The 18027-nt window shown below is 63.9% G+C and carries 19 protein-coding genes; 8 read left to right on the forward strand and 11 right to left on the reverse strand.

The window, feature by feature from the left end:
• Positions 1 to 4: 4 nt before the first annotated feature.
• From sfsA to sthA, 4 genes are all read left to right on the forward strand, one after another.
• A complete protein-coding gene (gene sfsA, locus RTCK_RS00925; RefSeq protein WP_142520370.1) occupies positions 5 to 724 on the forward strand; it encodes a DNA/RNA nuclease SfsA in 720 nt (239 codons plus the stop codon).
• Between the two features lie 25 nt (positions 725 to 749).
• Positions 750 to 1586, forward strand: a complete 837-nt coding sequence (map, locus tag RTCK_RS00930; RefSeq protein ID WP_142590903.1) for a type I methionyl aminopeptidase — start codon at positions 750 to 752, stop codon at positions 1584 to 1586.
• A gap of 3 nt (positions 1587 to 1589) precedes the next feature.
• Positions 1590 to 2399, forward strand: coding sequence for a RadC family protein (gene radC, locus RTCK_RS00935; RefSeq protein WP_142590905.1), 810 nt, complete (start codon positions 1590 to 1592; stop codon positions 2397 to 2399).
• Positions 2400 to 2548: 149 nt separating this feature from the next.
• Entirely contained in the window at positions 2549 to 4018 is a 1470-nt protein-coding gene (sthA, locus tag RTCK_RS00940) for a Si-specific NAD(P)(+) transhydrogenase (RefSeq protein ID WP_142520367.1), read from the forward strand.
• A 50-nt stretch (positions 4019 to 4068) separates the two neighbouring features.
• On the opposite strand, the gene rpsD is transcribed toward sthA, so the two are convergent.
• The 7 genes from rpsD to RTCK_RS00975 form a co-directional block, all read right to left on the reverse strand.
• Positions 4069 to 4686: a 30S ribosomal protein S4 gene (gene rpsD / locus RTCK_RS00945; RefSeq protein WP_142520366.1), complete on the reverse strand. Its 618-nt coding sequence runs from the start codon at positions 4684 to 4686 to the stop codon at positions 4069 to 4071.
• Positions 4687 to 4901: 215 nt separating this feature from the next.
• Positions 4902 to 6419, reverse strand: coding sequence for an ATP-binding protein (locus RTCK_RS00950; RefSeq protein ID WP_142590907.1), 1518 nt, complete (start codon positions 6417 to 6419; stop codon positions 4902 to 4904).
• Between the two features lie 122 nt (positions 6420 to 6541).
• Positions 6542 to 7180 (reverse strand): LysE family translocator, encoded by a 639-nt coding sequence (locus tag RTCK_RS00955; RefSeq protein WP_142590909.1) that lies wholly within the window; start codon positions 7178 to 7180, stop codon positions 6542 to 6544.
• Positions 7181 to 7253: 73 nt separating this feature from the next.
• On the reverse strand, positions 7254 to 8054 hold the full coding sequence (murI, locus tag RTCK_RS00960) for a glutamate racemase (protein ID WP_142520363.1): 801 nt from the start codon (positions 8052 to 8054) through the stop codon (positions 7254 to 7256).
• Complete coding sequence (locus RTCK_RS00965) at positions 8041 to 8856, reverse strand: RNA methyltransferase (protein ID WP_142590911.1); 816 nt, start codon at positions 8854 to 8856, stop codon at positions 8041 to 8043. Before RTCK_RS00965 ends, murI begins: the two co-directional genes overlap by 14 nt.
• 69 nt (positions 8857 to 8925) lie before the next feature.
• On the reverse strand, positions 8926 to 9537 hold the full coding sequence (locus tag RTCK_RS00970) for a LysE family translocator (RefSeq protein WP_142590913.1): 612 nt from the start codon (positions 9535 to 9537) through the stop codon (positions 8926 to 8928).
• A 33-nt stretch (positions 9538 to 9570) separates the two neighbouring features.
• Positions 9571 to 10419 carry a cell envelope integrity EipB family protein gene (locus tag RTCK_RS00975; RefSeq protein ID WP_142590915.1) on the reverse strand — a complete coding sequence of 283 codons (849 nt, stop codon included), beginning with the start codon at positions 10417 to 10419 and terminating at the stop codon, positions 9571 to 9573.
• A 111-nt stretch (positions 10420 to 10530) separates the two neighbouring features.
• On the opposite strand from RTCK_RS00975, the gene RTCK_RS00980 reads away from it, so the two are divergent.
• From RTCK_RS00980 to RTCK_RS00995, 4 genes are read left to right on the forward strand one after another with little or no spacing between them, the layout of a single operon-like run.
• On the forward strand, positions 10531 to 11001 hold the full coding sequence (locus tag RTCK_RS00980) for a RidA family protein (protein ID WP_142590917.1): 471 nt from the start codon (positions 10531 to 10533) through the stop codon (positions 10999 to 11001).
• A complete protein-coding gene (locus RTCK_RS00985; RefSeq protein ID WP_185927865.1) occupies positions 10998 to 11723 on the forward strand; it encodes a glycerophosphodiester phosphodiesterase in 726 nt (241 codons plus the stop codon). Before RTCK_RS00980 ends, RTCK_RS00985 begins: the two co-directional genes overlap by 4 nt.
• A gap of 1 nt (position 11724) precedes the next feature.
• Positions 11725 to 12942 carry a GNAT family N-acetyltransferase gene (locus tag RTCK_RS00990; protein WP_142590919.1) on the forward strand — a complete coding sequence of 406 codons (1218 nt, stop codon included), beginning with the start codon at positions 11725 to 11727 and terminating at the stop codon, positions 12940 to 12942.
• Positions 12939 to 13364, forward strand: coding sequence for an HIT family protein (locus RTCK_RS00995; protein ID WP_142590921.1), 426 nt, complete (start codon positions 12939 to 12941; stop codon positions 13362 to 13364). The genes RTCK_RS00990 and RTCK_RS00995 overlap by 4 nt, the downstream gene beginning before the upstream one ends.
• 57 nt (positions 13365 to 13421) lie before the next feature.
• On the opposite strand, the gene RTCK_RS01000 is transcribed toward RTCK_RS00995, so the two are convergent.
• From RTCK_RS01000 to clpA, 4 genes are all read right to left on the reverse strand, one after another.
• The gene (locus tag RTCK_RS01000) at positions 13422 to 14279 is read right to left on the reverse strand and encodes an urea carboxylase-associated family protein (protein ID WP_142590924.1); all 858 of its coding nucleotides are present in this window, start codon (positions 14277 to 14279) and stop codon (positions 13422 to 13424) included.
• A gap of 50 nt (positions 14280 to 14329) precedes the next feature.
• Positions 14330 to 14668, reverse strand: coding sequence for an AzlD domain-containing protein (locus tag RTCK_RS01005; protein WP_142520355.1), 339 nt, complete (start codon positions 14666 to 14668; stop codon positions 14330 to 14332).
• On the reverse strand, positions 14658 to 15419 hold the full coding sequence (locus RTCK_RS01010; protein WP_142520354.1) for an AzlC family ABC transporter permease: 762 nt from the start codon (positions 15417 to 15419) through the stop codon (positions 14658 to 14660). Before RTCK_RS01010 ends, RTCK_RS01005 begins: the two co-directional genes overlap by 11 nt.
• 83 nt (positions 15420 to 15502) lie before the next feature.
• Complete coding sequence (gene clpA, locus RTCK_RS01015) at positions 15503 to 18019, reverse strand: ATP-dependent Clp protease ATP-binding subunit ClpA (RefSeq protein ID WP_142590926.1); 2517 nt, start codon at positions 18017 to 18019, stop codon at positions 15503 to 15505.
• Positions 18020 to 18027: the final 8 nt, after the last annotated feature.

The following is an 18027-nucleotide window of genomic DNA, read 5'->3' on the forward strand; positions in this document are numbered from 1 at the left end:
GCCGATGATCTTCGACCCGCCGCTCGTGCCGGCAAGGCTGGTGCAGCGCTACAAGCGCTTCCTGTTCGACGCCATTCTGGACGGCGGCGCGCCGATCACCGGTTTCTGCCCGAATACCGGCTCGATGCGCGGATTGACGACGCCCGGCTCCCGCATCTGGATCTCGCTGCATGACAGTCCGACGCGAAAATACCGCCACATGCTGGAGATGGTGGAGGCGGACGGAACGATGGTCGGCATCAACGCGGCCTTCGCCAACCGTCTCGCGGAAGAAGCGCTGGTCGCCGGTCTGGTGCCTGCCCTTTCCGGCTATGGGAGGCTCCGCCGCGAGCAGCGTTACGGCAACCGGTCGCGGATCGACTTCCTGCTCTGCGAGCCGGGGCGGCCGGACTGCTATGTCGAGGTGAAGAACGTCCACTTCGTGCGCGAGTGCGGCGTGGCGGAATTCCCCGACACCGTGACCGTCCGCGGCGCGAGGCATCTGGAGGAATTGGGCGACGCGGTGGAGGCCGGTCACCGGGCGGTGATGCTCTACGTGGTTCAGCGGCAGGATTGTGAACGCCTCAGGCTTTGCAGCGATCTCGATCCGCGTTATGCCGCAGCCTTCCGGCGCGCAGCCGGACGCGGCGTCGAAGCCTACGTCCTGCGATGCCGGGTGACGCCGGCGGAAATCGTCGCCACCGACCTGATCGGCATGGACGAGGCCGGCCTGCCTGCATTATGAACGTAAGAATTGTGAGAGCATCCGGATGGTAAACTATATCGACGCGGTCGCAGCCCCCCTGAAGAACACGGGCGCGATCCGGCTCTACAGCGCGGACGACTTCGCCGGCATGCGCAAGGCCTGCCTGCTGACCGCCCGCTGCCTGGACGAGCTCGCCGCCATCGTCAAGCCGGGCGTCACCACCAACGCGATCGACCGCTTCGTGTTCGAGTTCGGCATGGATCACGGCGCCCTGCCCGCGACGCTGAACTACCGCGGCTACAAGTATTCGGTCTGCACCTCCATCAACCATGTCGTCTGCCACGGCATGCCGGACGACAAGCCGCTGCGCGAGGGCGACATCGTCAACATCGACGTCACCTATGTGCTGGACGGCTGGCATGGCGATTCCAGCCGCATGTATCCCGTCGGGCAGATCAAGCGTGCCGCCGAGCGGCTGCTGGAAGTCACCTATGAATGCCTGATGCGCGGCATTGAGGCGGTACGGCCCGGCGCCCGAACGGGCGCGATCGGCCAGGCGATCCAGACCTATGCCGAAGCGGAGCGCTGCTCCGTGGTCCGCGACTTCTGCGGCCACGGCGTCGGACGCCTCTTCCACGATACGCCGAACATACTTCACTATGGCCGCGCGGACGAAGGGCCGGAACTGCGCGAAGGCATGATCTTCACCATCGAGCCGATGATCAATCTCGGCAAGCCGCATGTTAAGGTGCTCACCGACGGTTGGACCGCCGTGACGCGCGATCGTTCGCTCTCGGCCCAGTACGAACACGCCGTCGGCGTCACTGCGACCGGCTGCGAAGTCTTCACCCTCTCCCCGGCCGGCCTCGACCGCCCGGGCCTGCCGCCGCTCAAGAGGTAGCGCATGACGAACCGCCCCTCTCCTCCACATGACGGCGAAGCGCCTGCCATGGACGAGGAGGTGGACGAGCGCGGTTTCTTTGCCGAGCAGGCGCCCAAGCCGGCTGCCTTGAAGAAGAGCGGCCTGCTCCCGCGCGACGACAAGCAGGCCCATTACCACGGGCACCGCGACCGGCTGCGCGCCCGCTTTCGAGATCATGGCGATACGGCACTCGCCGACTACGAGATCCTCGAGCTTCTGCTCTTCCGGCTCATCCCGCGCCGCGATACCAAGCCGATCGCCAAGGCGCTGATCGACCGCTTCGGCAACCTTGCGGGCGTCTTCGGGGCACCCGCCGCCCTGCTGCAGGAGGTAAGTGGCGTAGGCGAGGCCGTCGCCCACGACCTGAAGCTTGTTTCCACCGTCGCGCACCGGATGCTGAAAAGCGAGCTCCGCGGCAAGCAGGTGCTGTCCTCCTGGTCGTCGGTCATCGACTACTGCCACGCGGCCATGGCCTACGAGGCACGGGAGCAGTTCCGTATCCTCTTCCTGGACAAGCGCAATGCACTGATCGCCGACGAAGTGCAGGGACGCGGCACCGTCGACCATACGCCGGTCTATCCGCGTGAGGTGGTCCGCCGGGCGGAGCTCTCGGCGACCGCCATCATCCTCGTCCACAACCATCCGAGCGGCGACCCGACCCCCTCGCGCGCCGACATCGATATGACGAAGACCATCGTCGACTCCGCCAAGCCGCTCGGCATCACCGTCCACGATCACATCATCATCGGCAAGGAAGGCCATGCGAGCCTGCGTGGACTGCGGCTGATCTGAACCCCTTGCCCGCATCCCTCCTGCCCGACGCGAACAAAGCGGATCGCAGGCTGTTCGGCACCTGCCACCTTCAATCAAACCGTAAGACAAAGCTGATATGCAGTGGCTGACGCTGGCGCATCGCAGCAGAGCAGAAACCGGAGCGATCCATGAACCATCTCGACCTCATCGTGGTCGGCAGCGGACCGGCCGGGCGCCGTGCTGCGATTCAAGCCGCCAAGCTGGACAAGAACGTGCTCGTCATCGAGCGCGGCCGCCGCGTCGGGGGCGTCTCCGTCCATACCGGCACCATCCCGTCGAAGACGCTGCGGGAGACCGCCCTCAACCTGACCGGCTGGCGAGAGCGCGGCTTCTACGGCCAGTCGTATCGGGTGAAACAGCACATCAATGCTGCGGATCTGCGCCGCCGTCTGCTGATTACTCTCGACCACGAGGTGCAGGTGCTGGAGCACCAGTTCGCCCGCAACCGCGTACAGCAACTGCATGGCGCGGCCCGCTTCGTCGACCCGCACACGCTGGAAGTAACGCGGGAGGACGGAGAACTTCAGCGGGTGAGCGGCGCGTCGATCCTGCTGGCGGTCGGCACCAAGCCCTTTCGCCCCTCCCATATTCCCTTCGACGGACAGGCGATCATCGACAGCGACGAGCTTCTGGACATCGACACCGTGCCGCGGTCGCTGGTGGTGATCGGCGCCGGCGTCATCGGCATCGAATACGCCTCCATCTTCAGCGCGCTGGACACGCAGGTTTCGGTCGTCGAACCCAGATCCACCATGCTCGACTTCATCGACCGCGAGATCGTCGAGGACTTCGCCTACCAACTGCGCGACCGAAACATGAAACTGATCTTCGGGCAGACGGCGGAGAGGATCGAACGGGAGCCGGGCGGCAAGTGTCGCGTCGAGCTCAACAACGGCCGCATCCTGCATTCCGAGATGGTGCTGTTTGCCGCCGGCCGCGTCGGCGCCACCGCCGACCTCAACCTGGCTGCCTGCGGGCTGGAGGCCGACAGCCGCGGACGCCTCAAGGTCGATCCGGAAACCTTCCAGACCGCCGTGCCGCATATCTACGCTGCGGGCGACATCGTCGGCTTCCCGAGCCTGGCCTCGACCTCCATGGAACAGGGCCGTATCGCCGCCCGCCATGCAGTGGGTGCGCCGGCCAGCGAACCGCCGCAATATTTCCCCTACGGCATCTATGCGGTGCCGGAGATCTCCACCTGCGGCCTGACGGAGGAAGAGGTGATCGCCCGCAAGATTCCCTACGAGACGGGGATCGCGCACTTCCGCGAAACCTCCCGCGGCCACATCATGGGCCTGGAGACCGGGCTCCTGAAGATGATCTTCTCGCGCAGGACCCGCCGCCTGCTCGGCGTCCATATCATCGGCGAAGGCGCAACCGAACTCGTCCACATCGGCCAGGCAGTGCTGAACCTCAAGGGCACCGTGGATTACTTCGTGGAAAACACGTTCAACTATCCGACGCTGGCGGAAGCCTACAAGATCGCCGGCCTGGACGCATGGAACCGGATGGGCGAAGGACCGAAGGAAGCGCCGGTCGCGACCGCCCAGTCGCTCGATCCCTCCCTGCAGCCCATGAAAAAAGCCGCGTCGAGCTGACGCGGCTTCGAAGGTCTGTCCGATGAGCCCGCGCTGCGGGCTCATTCGTTTTAGCGCGAATAGAATTCGACGACCAGGTTCGGTTCCATGATGACCGGGTACGGCACATCCGAAAGGCTCGGAACGCGGACATAGGTGGCGACCATCTTGCTGTGGTCGGCGTCGATGTAGTCCGGAACGTCACGCTCGGCGAGCTGTACCGATTCCAGGACAGAAACCAGCTGCTTCGACTTCTGGCGCACTTCGATGACGTCGCCCGGCTTGCAGCGGTAGGAACCGATGTTGACGCGCACGCCGTTCACGGTCACGTGGCCGTGGTTGACGAACTGGCGAGCCGCCCAGATGGTCGGTACGAACTTGGCGCGGTAGACGATCGCGTCGAGGCGCGACTCGAGCAGGCCGATCAGGTTCTCGCCGGTGTCGCCCTTGCGGCGGTTAGCTTCGTCGTAGATGGCGCGGAACTGCTTTTCACGGACGTCGCCGTAATAGCCCTTCAGCTTCTGCTTGGCGCGCAGCTGCACGCCGAAGTCGGAAAGCTTGCCCTTGCGGCGCTGACCGTGCTGGCCCGGACCATATTCGCGGCGGTTGACCGGGGACTTCGGACGGCCCCAGATGTTTTCGCCCATACGGCGATCGATTTTGTACTTGGACGACGCGCGCTTGCTCATCGTATTTCCTTCTCAACAGGTTGCACCGGCTTGTTGCCAAACCGGATCAAGGAAACACGCCCTCCTCTGGACTTCGATTTAGAAGTCCTGACAGGTTTCTCACGAAAGCGTCCGGAGAAAACCACGGGACATGTCAAATGAAACACCGGGCGTTGCCACCCGGTGCTGGCGGGGTCTTTAGGCCGGCGACGGGGAAATGTCAACTATGGAAGCGCCTATTCCGCCGCCGCCCTTGCCTCGTCGGCATCCGGCGCGTCGGCGCTGCCCGGCGAGGTTTGCACCTGCAGGTCGGGGAACGCCACAATCCGCTTGCCGCCGAAGTCCGTGTGGACGACGATCAGCCCCTGTTCCTCGAAATAACCGAGCAGACGCCGAGCACGTCGGGCCGAGTGGGTTCCATAAGCCTTGGCGATGCGCATGTCCGAGGGACAGGGTTCCGCAAGCAGCGCCGCCTTGGCGAGCATCAGGAAGACACCCTGCAGGTCGTCCGACACCCGGACCGACAGATCGAGCGCCGTCTGCCACCCCACGGTCTCCGCCGTCTCCTTGTCCACGCCTGCACGCGAGATCGCAACGCGTCGGCGGAACTCGCTCATCGACATGGGCGGTCCTGGAAGCCGCCGCATGCGGGCACGCACTAGGAAATCCTGGTAGAGAACGGAATCGGTCCGATAGGCCGCCTGCGGGTCGTTGATGATCTCGCAGAGGACCGCGTTCAGCCGCTCCTCCCGCTCCTCGGGCGAAAGCTCCGGCTGCGCCGGACGGCTGGGCTCCTGCGGCATCGGACCGGCTGCCGGGGCCGAGCGCGACAATTCCGCCAGAATATCCGTGGTTGGCCTGGGCGCCGGCGGCGCCCGCCGCACGATCGGGCGCTTGAACTCCTCCGGATCGGGCGTGAAGATCAGGTCTTCGATGTCCTGCGGCGCATCCGGCAACGGCATCAGCTTAGGGCTGGAGGACCTGGCAGATGTCTCAACAGGACCGATCACGATCGGCAGCGGCCGTCGAGACAGCGCGGGACCGAGAGCGACGAAATTTCCCCGCTTCAGGTCGCGAAACATCTCCGCCTGCCGGCGGTCCATGCCGAGAAGATCGGCGGCACGCGCCATGTCGATGTCGAGGAAGGTGCGTCCCATCAGGAAGTTGGAGGCTTCCGCCGCGACATTCTTGGCAAGCTTCGCGAGGCGCTGCGTAGCAATGACGCCGGCCAATCCCCTCTTTCGGCCTCGGCACATCAGGTTGGTCATGGCGCCGAGCGACATCTTGCGGGCCTCTTCCGAGACATCGCCGCCGACCGAGGGCGCGAACATCTGCGCCTCATCCACCACGACCAGCACCGGATACCAGTATTCGCGATCGGCATCGAAGAGCCCGTTGAGGAATGCAGCCGCTGCCCGCATCTGCTCCTCGATGTCGAGACCTTCGAGCGTCAGGACGCAGGAGACCCGGTGCTGGCGGATGCGGGTCGCAATCCCGACCAGTTCGGCTTCCGTACGCTCTCCATCGACGACGACATGGCCGTACTTGTCGGCGAGCGTGACGAAATCTCCTTCCGGATCGATGACGACCTGCTGTACCCATTGCGCCGACTGCTCCAGCAGGCGGCGCAGGAGATGGGACTTGCCTGATCCGGAATTGCCCTGCACCAGAAGGCGAGTCGCCAGCAGCTCCTCGATATCGAGCTTGGCCGGAGCGCCCCCGGACACGGTCCCCATATCGATGCCGACCTGCAATGCCCTAACCCCGTATGCCTAAGTCTCTTGATGGTGACGCCCAGCGCGCAAGGAGGAGCTACCTATCACGAACATCGCGCCTTTTCGCCCGCCTCGGCGAGTTGTTCACAGACGATTGACGGTCAGGCGGCCATCGCCCGCTTCCAGCCGAGCGTCAGAAGCCCCGCCCCGATCATCAGCGTGCCGCCGCTGCGGTTGACGAGCCGCTGGACCCTCGGCTTGCGGATCGTGCTGCGCGCCATCGACGCGAGAAGCGCATAGAGCGTTGCGTTCAACGTGGCGAGCACCAGGAAGGTCGCCTCGAAGATCGCCATCTGCAGAAACAGGGGACGCGCCAGGTCGAGGAACTGCGGAAGGAAGGCGACGAAGAACATGATGCTCTTCGGGTTCAGCGCGGTTACCACGTAAGTGTGCAGGAATACCCGAAATGGACGCTCCGACGATACCTCACCCTCGGCGACAACGCCCCCGCCCGAAACGGGAGCGCGCCACAGCTTGATACCGAGGTAGATCAGGTAGGCAGCTCCGACCCATTTCAGGACCGTGAAGAGGGCAGCCGACGTGGCAAGCAGCGCGCCGAGCCCGAGCATGGACGCCGTCATCGCCGTAAAATCGCCGAGCGCCACGCCCGCGACGGTCGCGGAGGCGATCCTGCGGCCGTGTCCCAATGCATAGGAGATCACGAGGAGTATCGTCGGCCCCGGAATGGCCAGCAGGACGGCGGAAGCGGCAACGAAGGCGAGCCAGGTTTCGATCGGCATGGCGATTCCTCTCAATGGACCGCAGCAGCAAGCCACCGATTCCGCCGCTTTGCAAGCGCAGCACGCCGCAGGCTCAGGCCCCCAGCCCGAACCCCTGCATGAGCCGCCGTATGGCGGGATCGGGACTGCCGGAGGTAAAGACGGCAATATCGGGTTCGGCCGGAATCGGCTCTTGCGGCCGGTGCTCCTGCGGCAGGAGCGACAGCGCACGGCGGGCAATGGCTTCCGCGGGATCGATCCAGTCGACGGGCCAGGGCGCCGTCTTGCGCATCCGATTGACGAGGAAGGGATAGTGGGTACAGGCGAGCACGACGATATCGGTGCGTCGCCCGTCCTGTTCGATGAAGCAGGGAGCGATCTCCTGCCCCACGGCCGCCTCGTCGACGAAGCCTTCGCGCATGTAGGTTTCCGCCAGGCCCGCCAGCCGTTCGCTGCCGACCAGTCGCACATGCACTTTCGATGCCCATTCGCCGATCAGATCACGCGTATATTGCCGCCTGACGGTTCCCGGCGTCGCCAGGACGGAGATGAGGCCGGAGCGCGTCCGTTCCGCTGCCGGCTTGATTGCCGGCACCGTGCCGACGAAGGGAGTTTCGGGAAATGCCGCCCGCAGGTCGCCAAGGACCAGCGTCGAGGCCGTATTGCAGGCGATCACCGCAATCTCCGGATCATGCCGCTCGATCAGGTCGCGGAACAGGGTGACGATCCGCTCACGAAGCCGCTCCTCGTCCCAGCTGCCATAGGGAAAACCGGCGTCGTCGGCGATGTAGACGAAGCGACGTTCCGGCATCAGCACCCGCGCCTCGCGAAGCACCGTAAGGCCGCCGATGCCCGAATCGAACATCAGCACGGGCTTGAGGTCAGACGTCGTCATTCTCCGGCTTCTCCCCCGCGCTTCCCGTCTTCTTCGGCCAGCGCCGCGGGAAACGGTCCAGCGACGAGATCACCCCACGAAATACGCTGATCTCCTGCTCCGTGAAGCCGCGGCGTGAAATGACGGCGCGCAGGTTGTCGACCATCTTCGGCTTTTTCGCAGGCGGATGAAAATATCCCCGCGCATCGAGCGCCTCTTCCAGATGCTCGAACAGTCCAAGCACCTGTTCCTTGGTGGACGGCCGCTGCTCCACCGGCTGGAACGGCGTGGCCGCCACGTCGTCCAGTCCCGTCTTCATCCACTCGTAGGACATCAGCAGCACCGCCTGGGCGATATTCAGCGAGGCGAATGCCGGGTTGACGGGAAAGGTGACGATCTCGTCCGCCAGTGCCACCTCTTCATTGGTAAGGCCCCAGCGCTCGCGGCCGAAGAGGACTCCCGTCTTCTCCCCTGCCCGGAACTTCTCGCGCAAGGTCGTGGCCGCGATCACCGGGGAGCGCACCGGCTTGTAGCCGTAGCGCTCCCGCGCCGTGGTGGCGTAGACGAAATTGAGGTCCCTGATCGCGTCCTCCAGGGTGTCGAAGACGCGCGTCCCGTCGATCACATGATCCGCCTTGGAGGCGGCCGAACGGGCCTTCTCGTTGGGCCAGCCGTCCCGCGGATTGACGAGCCGCAGTTCCGCCAGTCCGAAATTGGCCATGGCGCGGGCAACCATGCCTATGTTCTCGCCGAGCTGCGGCTCGACGAGAATGATGGCCGGACCTTCGGCTATGAGTTCGCGCTCGCTATTGGTGCCTGACATGCTTCCATCCGATCCCCCGGCGCCGCAATAGCGGCCCCGGAGTGGAACGGCAAGGCCTTCTTCCCTCGCTCAGCGTTCGGCGAGCGCCAACTTTGCGCCCATGGCGACGAAGGCGGCGGCAAATGTGCGCCGCATCCAGTTCACCACTCCCGGCCGGGAGATGACATGCCGGCGCATGGCGGCGGCGAACACGCCATAGCCGGCGAAGACGACGAAGGTGAGCGCCATGAACGCGCCGCTCAGCACCAGCATCATCGGCAGGGCGTTCGCCTCGGCCGGGCTGACGAACTGCGGCAGGAAGGCGAAAAAGAAGATCGAGAGCTTCGGATTGAGGATGTTGAGCAGGATTCCGTCGACAACCGTCTGGCGTACGGTGCGCGGCGTTGCCTCCTCGTCGACCGCAAGCGTTCCGCGGTCCATGATCGTCCGCCATGCCATGTAGAGCAGGTAGGCGACGCCGAGATACTTGATGATCTCGAAGGCCAACGCACTGGCATGCAGCACGGCCGCAAGGCCGGTCACGGCCGCGGCAATGTGGGGCACGATGCCGAGCGTGCAGGCGAAGGCCGCGACGATGCTGGCCCTGGCGCCGCGGGAGAGGCCGGCGGCCAGCGTGTAGAGGACCCCGGTGCCGGGCGAGGCGATGATGACGAGCGAGGTCAGAAGGAATTCGAGGCTCATGCTGTTCCCCTTCGATTGTGCCGCCCGGCAGGCTTACGGCCGCCGCTGGTTCTGATCGCAGTCCGGCTTGTCGAGAACCTCCAGCTTCGACAAGCTTCCGCTGAGTACGAAGTCGCCGTAGTCCATGGTGAGGTCGCGGGTGATGCCGTTGTCGTAAAGCTTGAAGGACATGGAGTAGACCGGCATGGCGTCTCCCTCCGCCCCTTCGCTGAAATAGGCGATGGTGACGGGCCAGTAGGCGGCCTGGGAGAATTCTCCTGCCCTTTCGGCGTCGTCCCCCGCCTCCTGCTGCGGCGTCTGCTGCGGGCCAATGACCGTATTGGTGATCATGCTCTGGTCGCCGTTCTCCGAACCGTCGAAGATCCGGGTCTCGAAGAAGCGCTTCCCGCTTTTCGCGTTCTTGATGACCTCCAGCATATGCTCGGTCGGAAAGGCGCTGGCGACCAGTTCGATCTCCCGGGGATCCGGACGCTCGATCTCGACCTTTACCTTCGAATCGTCCTCCCTCGCCTCCCCCGACACCTCCTTGTCCATCTGCTCGTCGGTGAAGGACTTCGTCTCGAAGCGGAACTCGTCCCTCTGCATGTCCTCGAAAGTGGTCGTCTGCTGATCGGTCAGGCGGGTCTCTTCGCCCGTATTGATGCGCGTGACGAAGCGGAAATTGGTGGTGAAGCCGGTGCAGGCGGAGCCGGTGAATTCGTAGACCATCCGGCCGTTCATGCCCTCGATCCCGGAGCGCTCGGATGAGTCCTTCAGTTTCAGATCATAGACGGCACGATGCGGCAGAAGAACTGCAGCCCCTTCCACGCCGGCCGGAGCCGATGCTGCGGATCCGGCAGCAAGCCCGAAAGCGAGGATTGCCGCACGTCCCTGGTTGATCATTCACAATCTCCTGTTGGACTCACCGAGGGTGTTATATGAACGCCATTCAGTGAGGCTATCGCCTTTGAATGCCGGATTTTCGAGACGTTTACAACAGAACTGGAGTCGCCCGTGTCCGAAGCCATAGAAAGCCGCCTCAGGGAGAAGGGGATCACGCTGCCCGTAGCGGCCGCCCCCGCGGCCAATTATGTCCCCTATACGATCAGCGGAAACACGCTCTACCTCTCCGGACAGTTGCCGATCGAAAACGGCAAAGTTGCGGTGACCGGTCTCGTGGGTCGCGATATCGATGTCGCAGCCGCGCAGCGGGCGGCCGAATTGTGCGCCGTCAACATCCTCGCCCAGGCAAAGGCGGCGCTCGGCGGCGATCTGGGACGGGTACGCCGTATCCTCAAGCTCAACGGCTTCGTCGCCTCCACGCCCGATTTCACGGAACAGCACCTCGTCATCAACGGCGCCTCCAACCTCATCGCCGAAATCCTGGGCGAAGCCGGCAGGCATGCGCGTGCAGCCGTCGGCATGGCGGCTCTGCCGCTGAATGCCTCCGTGGAAATCGACGCCATCATAGAGATCGAAGCATGAGCACCGCCGACTGGATCAGGGACGTGCCCGTGGCCCATCGCGGCTACCACGACATGAACAAAACCGTATGGGAAAACACGCTTTCCGCCTTCTCCCGTGCCGCCGAGGCCAGCTTCGCCATCGAATGCGATGTCCAACTTGCCGCCGACAGCGTGCCGGTGGTCTTCCACGACCATGACCTCGAACGCCTCTGCGGCATCAAGGGCGATGTGCGCGAACGCACCTCTGCAGAGCTCGGCATGTTGGCCGTTGGCGGCACCGCCGACCGGATCCCGACCCTCAAGCAGATGCTGAAGCTGGTGGCCGGCAAGGTTCCGCTGGTCATCGAGATCAAGGGCCGCGCCGGCGAGGACGACGGCTTCGCGGAGGCAGTGCTGGAGGCGCTGGAGGGCTACGAGGGGAAGGTCGCGCTGATGAGCTTCGACCACCACAGCCTCAAGGACCTCAAGAACGCCGGCTCTCCCTACCCTGTCGGATTGACGGCCGAAGGCATGAAACCGGAGGATCTGTTCCGTCATGATGACGCGATGCATCTGGGCCTCGACTTCATCTCCTATCACCACGGCCACCTGCCCAACAGCTTCGTCACCGGCCGGCGACAATCCGGCATTCCGGTGATTACCTGGACCGTCAGGGATGAAAACGCCCGCAGGCATACCTATACTCATGCGGACCAGATGACCTTCGAGGGCTTCGACCCACGGGAGACCGCTTCCGCCTAGGATGACCGAACCGCTTTCCATCCGCATCGAGAAGAGCTTTGCCGCGATCCAGCCGGAGCGCTGGGCGCGGCTTTCCGGGGCGTCGAAGTCCGGGCCCGGCATCTACAATCCGTTTCTGTCGCATGCCTACCTCTCCGCCATGGAAGAGTCCGGATCCGCCACCGCCAGGACCGGATGGCTTGGGCACCACATGCTGCTGGAAGATGCGGACGGGGCGCTGCTGGGTGCCATCCCCGGCTACCTGAAAAGCCACAGCCAGGGGGAATACGTCTTCGACCACGGATGGGCTGACGCCTTCGAACGTGCGGGCGGTCGCTACTATCCCAAGATCCAATGCAGCATTCCCTTCACACCGGCGACGGGGCCTCGTCTTCTGGTCACCGAGGGCGCGGATGAGGAAGCCGTCCGGGCCACGCTTGCCGCAGGTCTCCGGCAGGTGACACAGCAGCTCGGCGTCTCATCCGCCCATGTCACCTTCCTGCCGAAGGAGGAACTGCCCTTCCTCGAGGAGGCGGGCTACCTCCACCGCACCGACCAGCAATTCCACTTCATCAACGCAGGTTATGCCGACCACGATGCCTTTCTCGAAACGCTCGCCTCGCGCAAGCGGAAAGCCCTGAAAAAGGAACGGCGAGCCGCTCTGGAGAACGGCATCGCCATCGACTGGCTGACCGGCAGCGACCTTACCGAAGACATCTGGGACCAGTTCTTCGCCTTCTACATGGACACCGGCAGCCGCAAGTGGGGCCGCCCCTACCTCACCCGCAGCTTCTATTCCCTGATCGGCGAGCGCATGGCGGACGACATCCTGCTGGTCATGGCGAGACGCGGCGGCCGCTACATAGCCGGGGCCATTAACTTCATCGGCGGCGACACGCTCTACGGCCGCCACTGGGGCTGCGTCGAGGACCATCCTTTCCTGCATTTCGAGGTCTGCTACCATCAGGCTATCGACTTCGCGCTGGCGAAGGGGCTGAAACGGGTCGAGGCCGGCGCGCAGGGCCAACACAAGCTGGCACGCGGATACCTGCCGGTGACGACGCATTCCGCCCACTACATCGCCCATCCGGGCCTGAGGCGGGCCGTGGCCGACTACCTCGAGCGCGAGCGGCTGGAGGTGGAGCATGTCGGCGAATATCTCGAAGCCCACAGCCCCTTTCGCAAGGACGAGCGGCAGCAGCAAGAACGACGAATAGACGAAGGAGAGGAATGCCAATGAGTGGCCCGGCCTATGACGACAACAATATCTTCGCCAAGATCCTCCGTGGCGAGATCCCCTGCCACAAGGTTTATGAGGACGAAGACACCCTCGCCTTCATGGACGTGATGCCCCAGGCGCCCGGCCATCTGCTGGTCGTGCCGAAATCACCCTCCCGCAACCTCCTCGATGCGGACCCCGTTGCTCTTTCGAAGACGATCCCGGTTGTCCAGAAGCTCGCGAAGGCGGCAAAGGAAGCCTTTGATGCCGACGGTATCTTCATCGCCCAGTTCAACGAGCCTGCCGCCGGTCAGACGGTCTATCACCTGCACTTCCACGTCATCCCGCGCCGCGAAGGCGAGCCGCTCAGGCCGCATTCTGGCAAGATGGAAGATGGTGACATCCTGAAGGCTGATGCCGAGAAGATCAGGGCCGTCCTGTAGGCATGCTCGCAAACCAGAAGAGAGGCAGGTCAGCCTCCCTTTCTCATTGCACGGATGTCAGACCGGGCTCACATAGCCGTTCCGGCGCGGAAACGGCCAGCCCGACAAGAGGTCCATGTCCGGCCGGAACACCTCCACCTTCAGCGGATAGCAGGCGGCGGCATCGCTGGAATGCGAGTTGCCGCACTCTCCTCCCGGGCAAGCGGAGAGAGCACCCAGCAGGTCGATCTCCGCGAAGAACTCCAAATAGTCCCCCGGCCGCACTGGGCTCGCCTTCATGAAGTACTGGTGCGTGTCCTTCGTGAAGCCGGTGCACATGAAGACGTTCAGGACGTCGTGGACATGCGGTTCCGCCTCCTTGAACGACATTCCCCGGGCAGAAGACAGCGCGCGGCAAAGGTTGGAATGGCAGCAGTTGTGATAGTCGCCGCCGCCCAAGAGCCGGTTCGTGTAGGGATCGCAGCGCGTGCCGATGACGTCATGCACGCCTGCACCATCATCGTCCCAGCCATACCAAGCGAGCGTATCGTGGGTGATGGTCGCCATCGGCCGCAGCGATGGCAGCGTGCTCCAGAGCCGGTCACCGACGGACACGTGTGTCGCATGCAGCGCCCGCGTCTTGCCGCTGAAGAACCGCTCGTTGAGGTCGTTGGCATTCCAGAGGTTGAGATCCCCCACCTGCGGGCCGTCAACGCTGACGACACGGAAGAAATACCCCTTCGGCACCGTAAATGTGCGCCCGTCACGCGGCGGCACGATCACCTCGTCGATCTTCTCCAGCGTCTCCCGGGCCTTTCCCAGCCGATCCAGGTCCGGCGCTGCCAGCGTCCCGTTCGGATAAACCACTACGGGCTTTCTCGACCGGCGCTCGGCCGCGTCGGCGGGTTCTGCTGAGGGAAGGCTTCTGTCTGTCATGGGGATCCCGTATCGGTGAGGCATGGTATGGAGTGGCATGTTGGGTAGCGCTAGAAGCCAAGCCAGTAAAGGCCAAGCCCCAGGACTACAGTCGAGGTGACGACTGCAACGCCGATCCGCTGGCCCGCGACGAGGAATGCAGCAAACCCTATCCCGGCAGCGAGCAGTCGCAGCCAGAGCGGGGATTCGGCAAGCGTTCCGGTGGGGAAGACGATGAGCTTGGCAGTCACGGCCATGACCAGGGCAGTGGCTACCGCCCTCACCCAGTGCAGCGCCTCGGAGTCTTCGTCCAGCCTGTTGCCCGCCAGGACGCCGAGCCAGCGCCAGATATCCGTCGCCAGCCACCCCGCAACGGCGATCACGACATAGGGCCACCACTCACCGCCCATGTTGTTCCCCTGTCTGCGGCTCCCGTTTACGTCCCCGGATCCAGATCCGGTCGATCAGATAGGCAGCCGTCCCGCCGCCGATCCCGGCATAGAGGACATCGAAACCAGGTGAGATCACCGCCATGAGCGGTCCGGCTGCCACGCCGATGATGAAGGCCAGTTTCACCACGGCCTGGCGAGCCGTCGCCCAGATCGAGGCGAGGAAATAGACCGGGGTGAGCATGAAGAGCGCCCCCGACACGAGCGGCGGGAAACCTTCGACGATGCCGTAGCAGACCGCGACGATCAGGGTATTGGTCAGCGTCAGCGTGATGCCGAAACCGGCAAAGAAGATCGCCCGGTGCTCCCGTGGCACGTCCTTGAGGCGCTGCGTCGCGAAGACCCAAGCAGTAATGGCAATGAAGTGCGACAGAAACAGAAGCAGCCAGGCCGGCGTACGGCTGGTCCGCATCTCCGGCACGAGCGAAGCGACCATCGGCATCAGGCGGATCGATGAGAGTGTGACGGCGGCGAAGCAAGCGGCGATGTGGGCACCACCCGCCATCATCCCGACCAGGATCATCTTGGCCGGAAGCGCCCAGATCGAAATGGTCATGAAGATCGCTTCGCCACGGCTGATGCCGGACTCGAAGGCAAACGCACTGAAGCCGACGAAGGAGGTCATCAGGATCAGCGCAGGTAGCGAGGTGATGCCCCTCATCCCGGAAAGAAACCAGAAGAAGGCAGGCTGGATATCACTGCTTGGAGACATGAGGAACCGAAGGCAAAGCGGGCTGTGCCGCAGGAATGACAATGCCGGGCTCTGGACCCGGCATTGCTGTTCTGGTGGTGGGATTACTTCGACTTCGGCACGCGTGGCACAATGCTGCCCTTGCGAGGCGGCGTCTTCGGTGCCTCCTCGGAGGCCGTCACGTCAGCTTCAGCCATCGGCCGGCCCGTTTCGCCATCATCCCTGTCCTTGGTCTTCTTCGGACGCGCCTTCTTCGCTTTTGCGCCAGCCTCTTCCGAAGCCTCTTCGACTTCGGCTTCCGGCTTCGGCTTCACCGGCACGGCTTCCGGTATGCACTCCAGGATCAGGCCGTCGGTGCCGTCTTCCTGCTTGCCGACCGTTACGTGAACCACGCCGCCCTTGCGCAGCTTGCCGAACAGGATTTCGTTGGCAAGCGGCTTCTTGATGTGCTCCTGGATGACACGTGCCAGCGGCCGTGCCCCCATCCGCTCGTCATAGCCCTTCTCGGCCAGCCAGGCGATCGCATCCGGCTGCAGGTCGAAGGTGACGTTCCGCTCGGAAAGCTGCGTCTCCAACTGCATGACGAACTTCTGCACGACCTGATGGATGACCTCGGTGGGCAGCGGCGCAAAGGGAATCGTCGCGTCGAGACGGTTGCGGAATTCCGGCGTAAATAGACGGTTCAGCGCCTCCTCGTCTTCGCCGGTGCGCTTTGACGAACCGAAGCCAATCGCGGCCTTGGCCATTTCCGAAGCACCCGCATTGGTCGTCATGATCAGGATGACGTTACGGAAGTCGATCTTCTTGCCGTTGTGGTCAGTCAGCGATCCATGGTCCATCACCTGCAACAGGATGTTGAAGATGTCCGGATGCGCCTTCTCGATCTCGTCGAGCAGGACCACGCTGTGCGGATGCTGATCGACGCTGTCGGTCAGCAGGCCGCCCTGGTCGAATCCGACATAGCCGGGAGGTGCGCCGAGCAGACGCGAGACCGTGTGCCGCTCCATGTATTCCGACATGTCGAACCGTAGCAGTTCCACGCCGAGCGACGATGCCAACTGCTTGGCAACCTCCGTCTTGCCGACACCCGTCGGCCCGGAGAAGACGTAGGCGCCGATCGGCTTGTTCGGCTCGCGCAGGCCGGCGCGAGCAAGCTTGATGGAGGTCGACAGGGCCTCGATCGCCTTGTCCTGGCCGTAGACGACCGAACGAAGCTCCTTCTCCAGGTTGGCGAGAACCATCTCGTCGTCCTTCGAAACGGTCTTCGGCGGGATTCGGGCCATGGTCGCGATTGTCGCCTCGATCTCCTTCTCGGTGATCAGCTTCCGCCGCTTGGAGGCCGGTAACAGCATCTGCGCCGCCCCCGTCTCGTCGATCACGTCGATCGCCTTGTCCGGCAGCTTGCGGTCGGAGATGTAGCGGGCCGACAGTTCGACAGCGGACTTGATCGCCTCGTTCGTGTAGCGGAGCTTGTGGTACTCCTCGAAATAAGGCTTCAGCCCCTTCATGATCTCGATCGCATCCTCGACCGACGGTTCGTTGACGTCGATCTTCTGGAAACGGCGGACGAGCGCCCGGTCCTTCTCGAAGAACTGGCGATACTCCTTGTAGGTGGTCGACCCGATGCAGCGGATCGCGCCCGAGGACAGTGCCGGCTTCAGCAGGTTGGACGCATCCATCGCACCGCCGGAGGTGGCGCCGGCGCCGATGACGGTATGGATCTCGTCGATGAAAAGCACGGCTCCGGGATACTCCTCGAGCTCCTTCACCACCTGCTTCAGGCGCTCCTCGAAATCGCCGCGGTAGCGGGTTCCAGCCAGCAGCGTGCCCATGTCGAGCGAGAAGATTGTGGCATCCGCAAGCGCCTCGGGCACCTTGCCCTCGACGATGCGCTTGGCGAGACCTTCGGCGATCGCTGTCTTGCCCACGCCGGGATCACCCACGTAGAGCGGGTTGTTCTTGGAGCGGCGGCAGAGCACCTGGATTGTCCGATTGACCTCCGAGTGGCGGCCGATCAGCGGATCGATCCGCCCGTCCTTCGCCTTTTCGTTGAGGTTGACGCAGTAGGCCTTCAAGGCCTCCGCCGGCTTCTTGCCGGGACCCTCGTCCTGCTCGCGGGAAGGCTTGGCATCGGCATCGCTCTCTTCTGCGCCGCGTGGCGGACGCACGGTGGACGAGCCGGGACGCTTGCCGATCCCGTGCGAGATGTAGTTGACCGCGTCGTAGCGGGTCATCTCCTGTTCCTGGAGGAAGAAGGCGGCATGGCTTTCCCGCTCGGCGAAGATCGCCACGAGCACGTTGGCGCCCGTGACTTCTTCCCGGCCGGAGGACTGGACGTGGATCACCGCGCGCTGGATGACGCGCTGGAAGCCCGAGGTCGGCTTGGAATCCTCGTCGTAACCGGTGATAAGGTTGGCGAGCTCGTTGTCGACATAGTCTGTCACGGTCTTGCGCAGGGCATCGAGGTTGACGTTACAAGCACCCATGACCGCTGCTGCATCGGCATCGTCGATCAATGCCAGAAGCAGGTGCTCGAGCGTGGCATATTCATGATGCCGCTCGTTCGCATAGGTCAGTGCCTGGTGTAGCGCCTTTTCAAGACTAGGCGAAAAAGTTGGCACGTGGGCTC

This window comes from Pseudorhizobium endolithicum, from assembly GCF_902153245.2.
In the GTDB taxonomy this organism is placed as follows: Bacteria; Pseudomonadota; Alphaproteobacteria; order Rhizobiales; family Rhizobiaceae; genus Neorhizobium; species Neorhizobium endolithicum.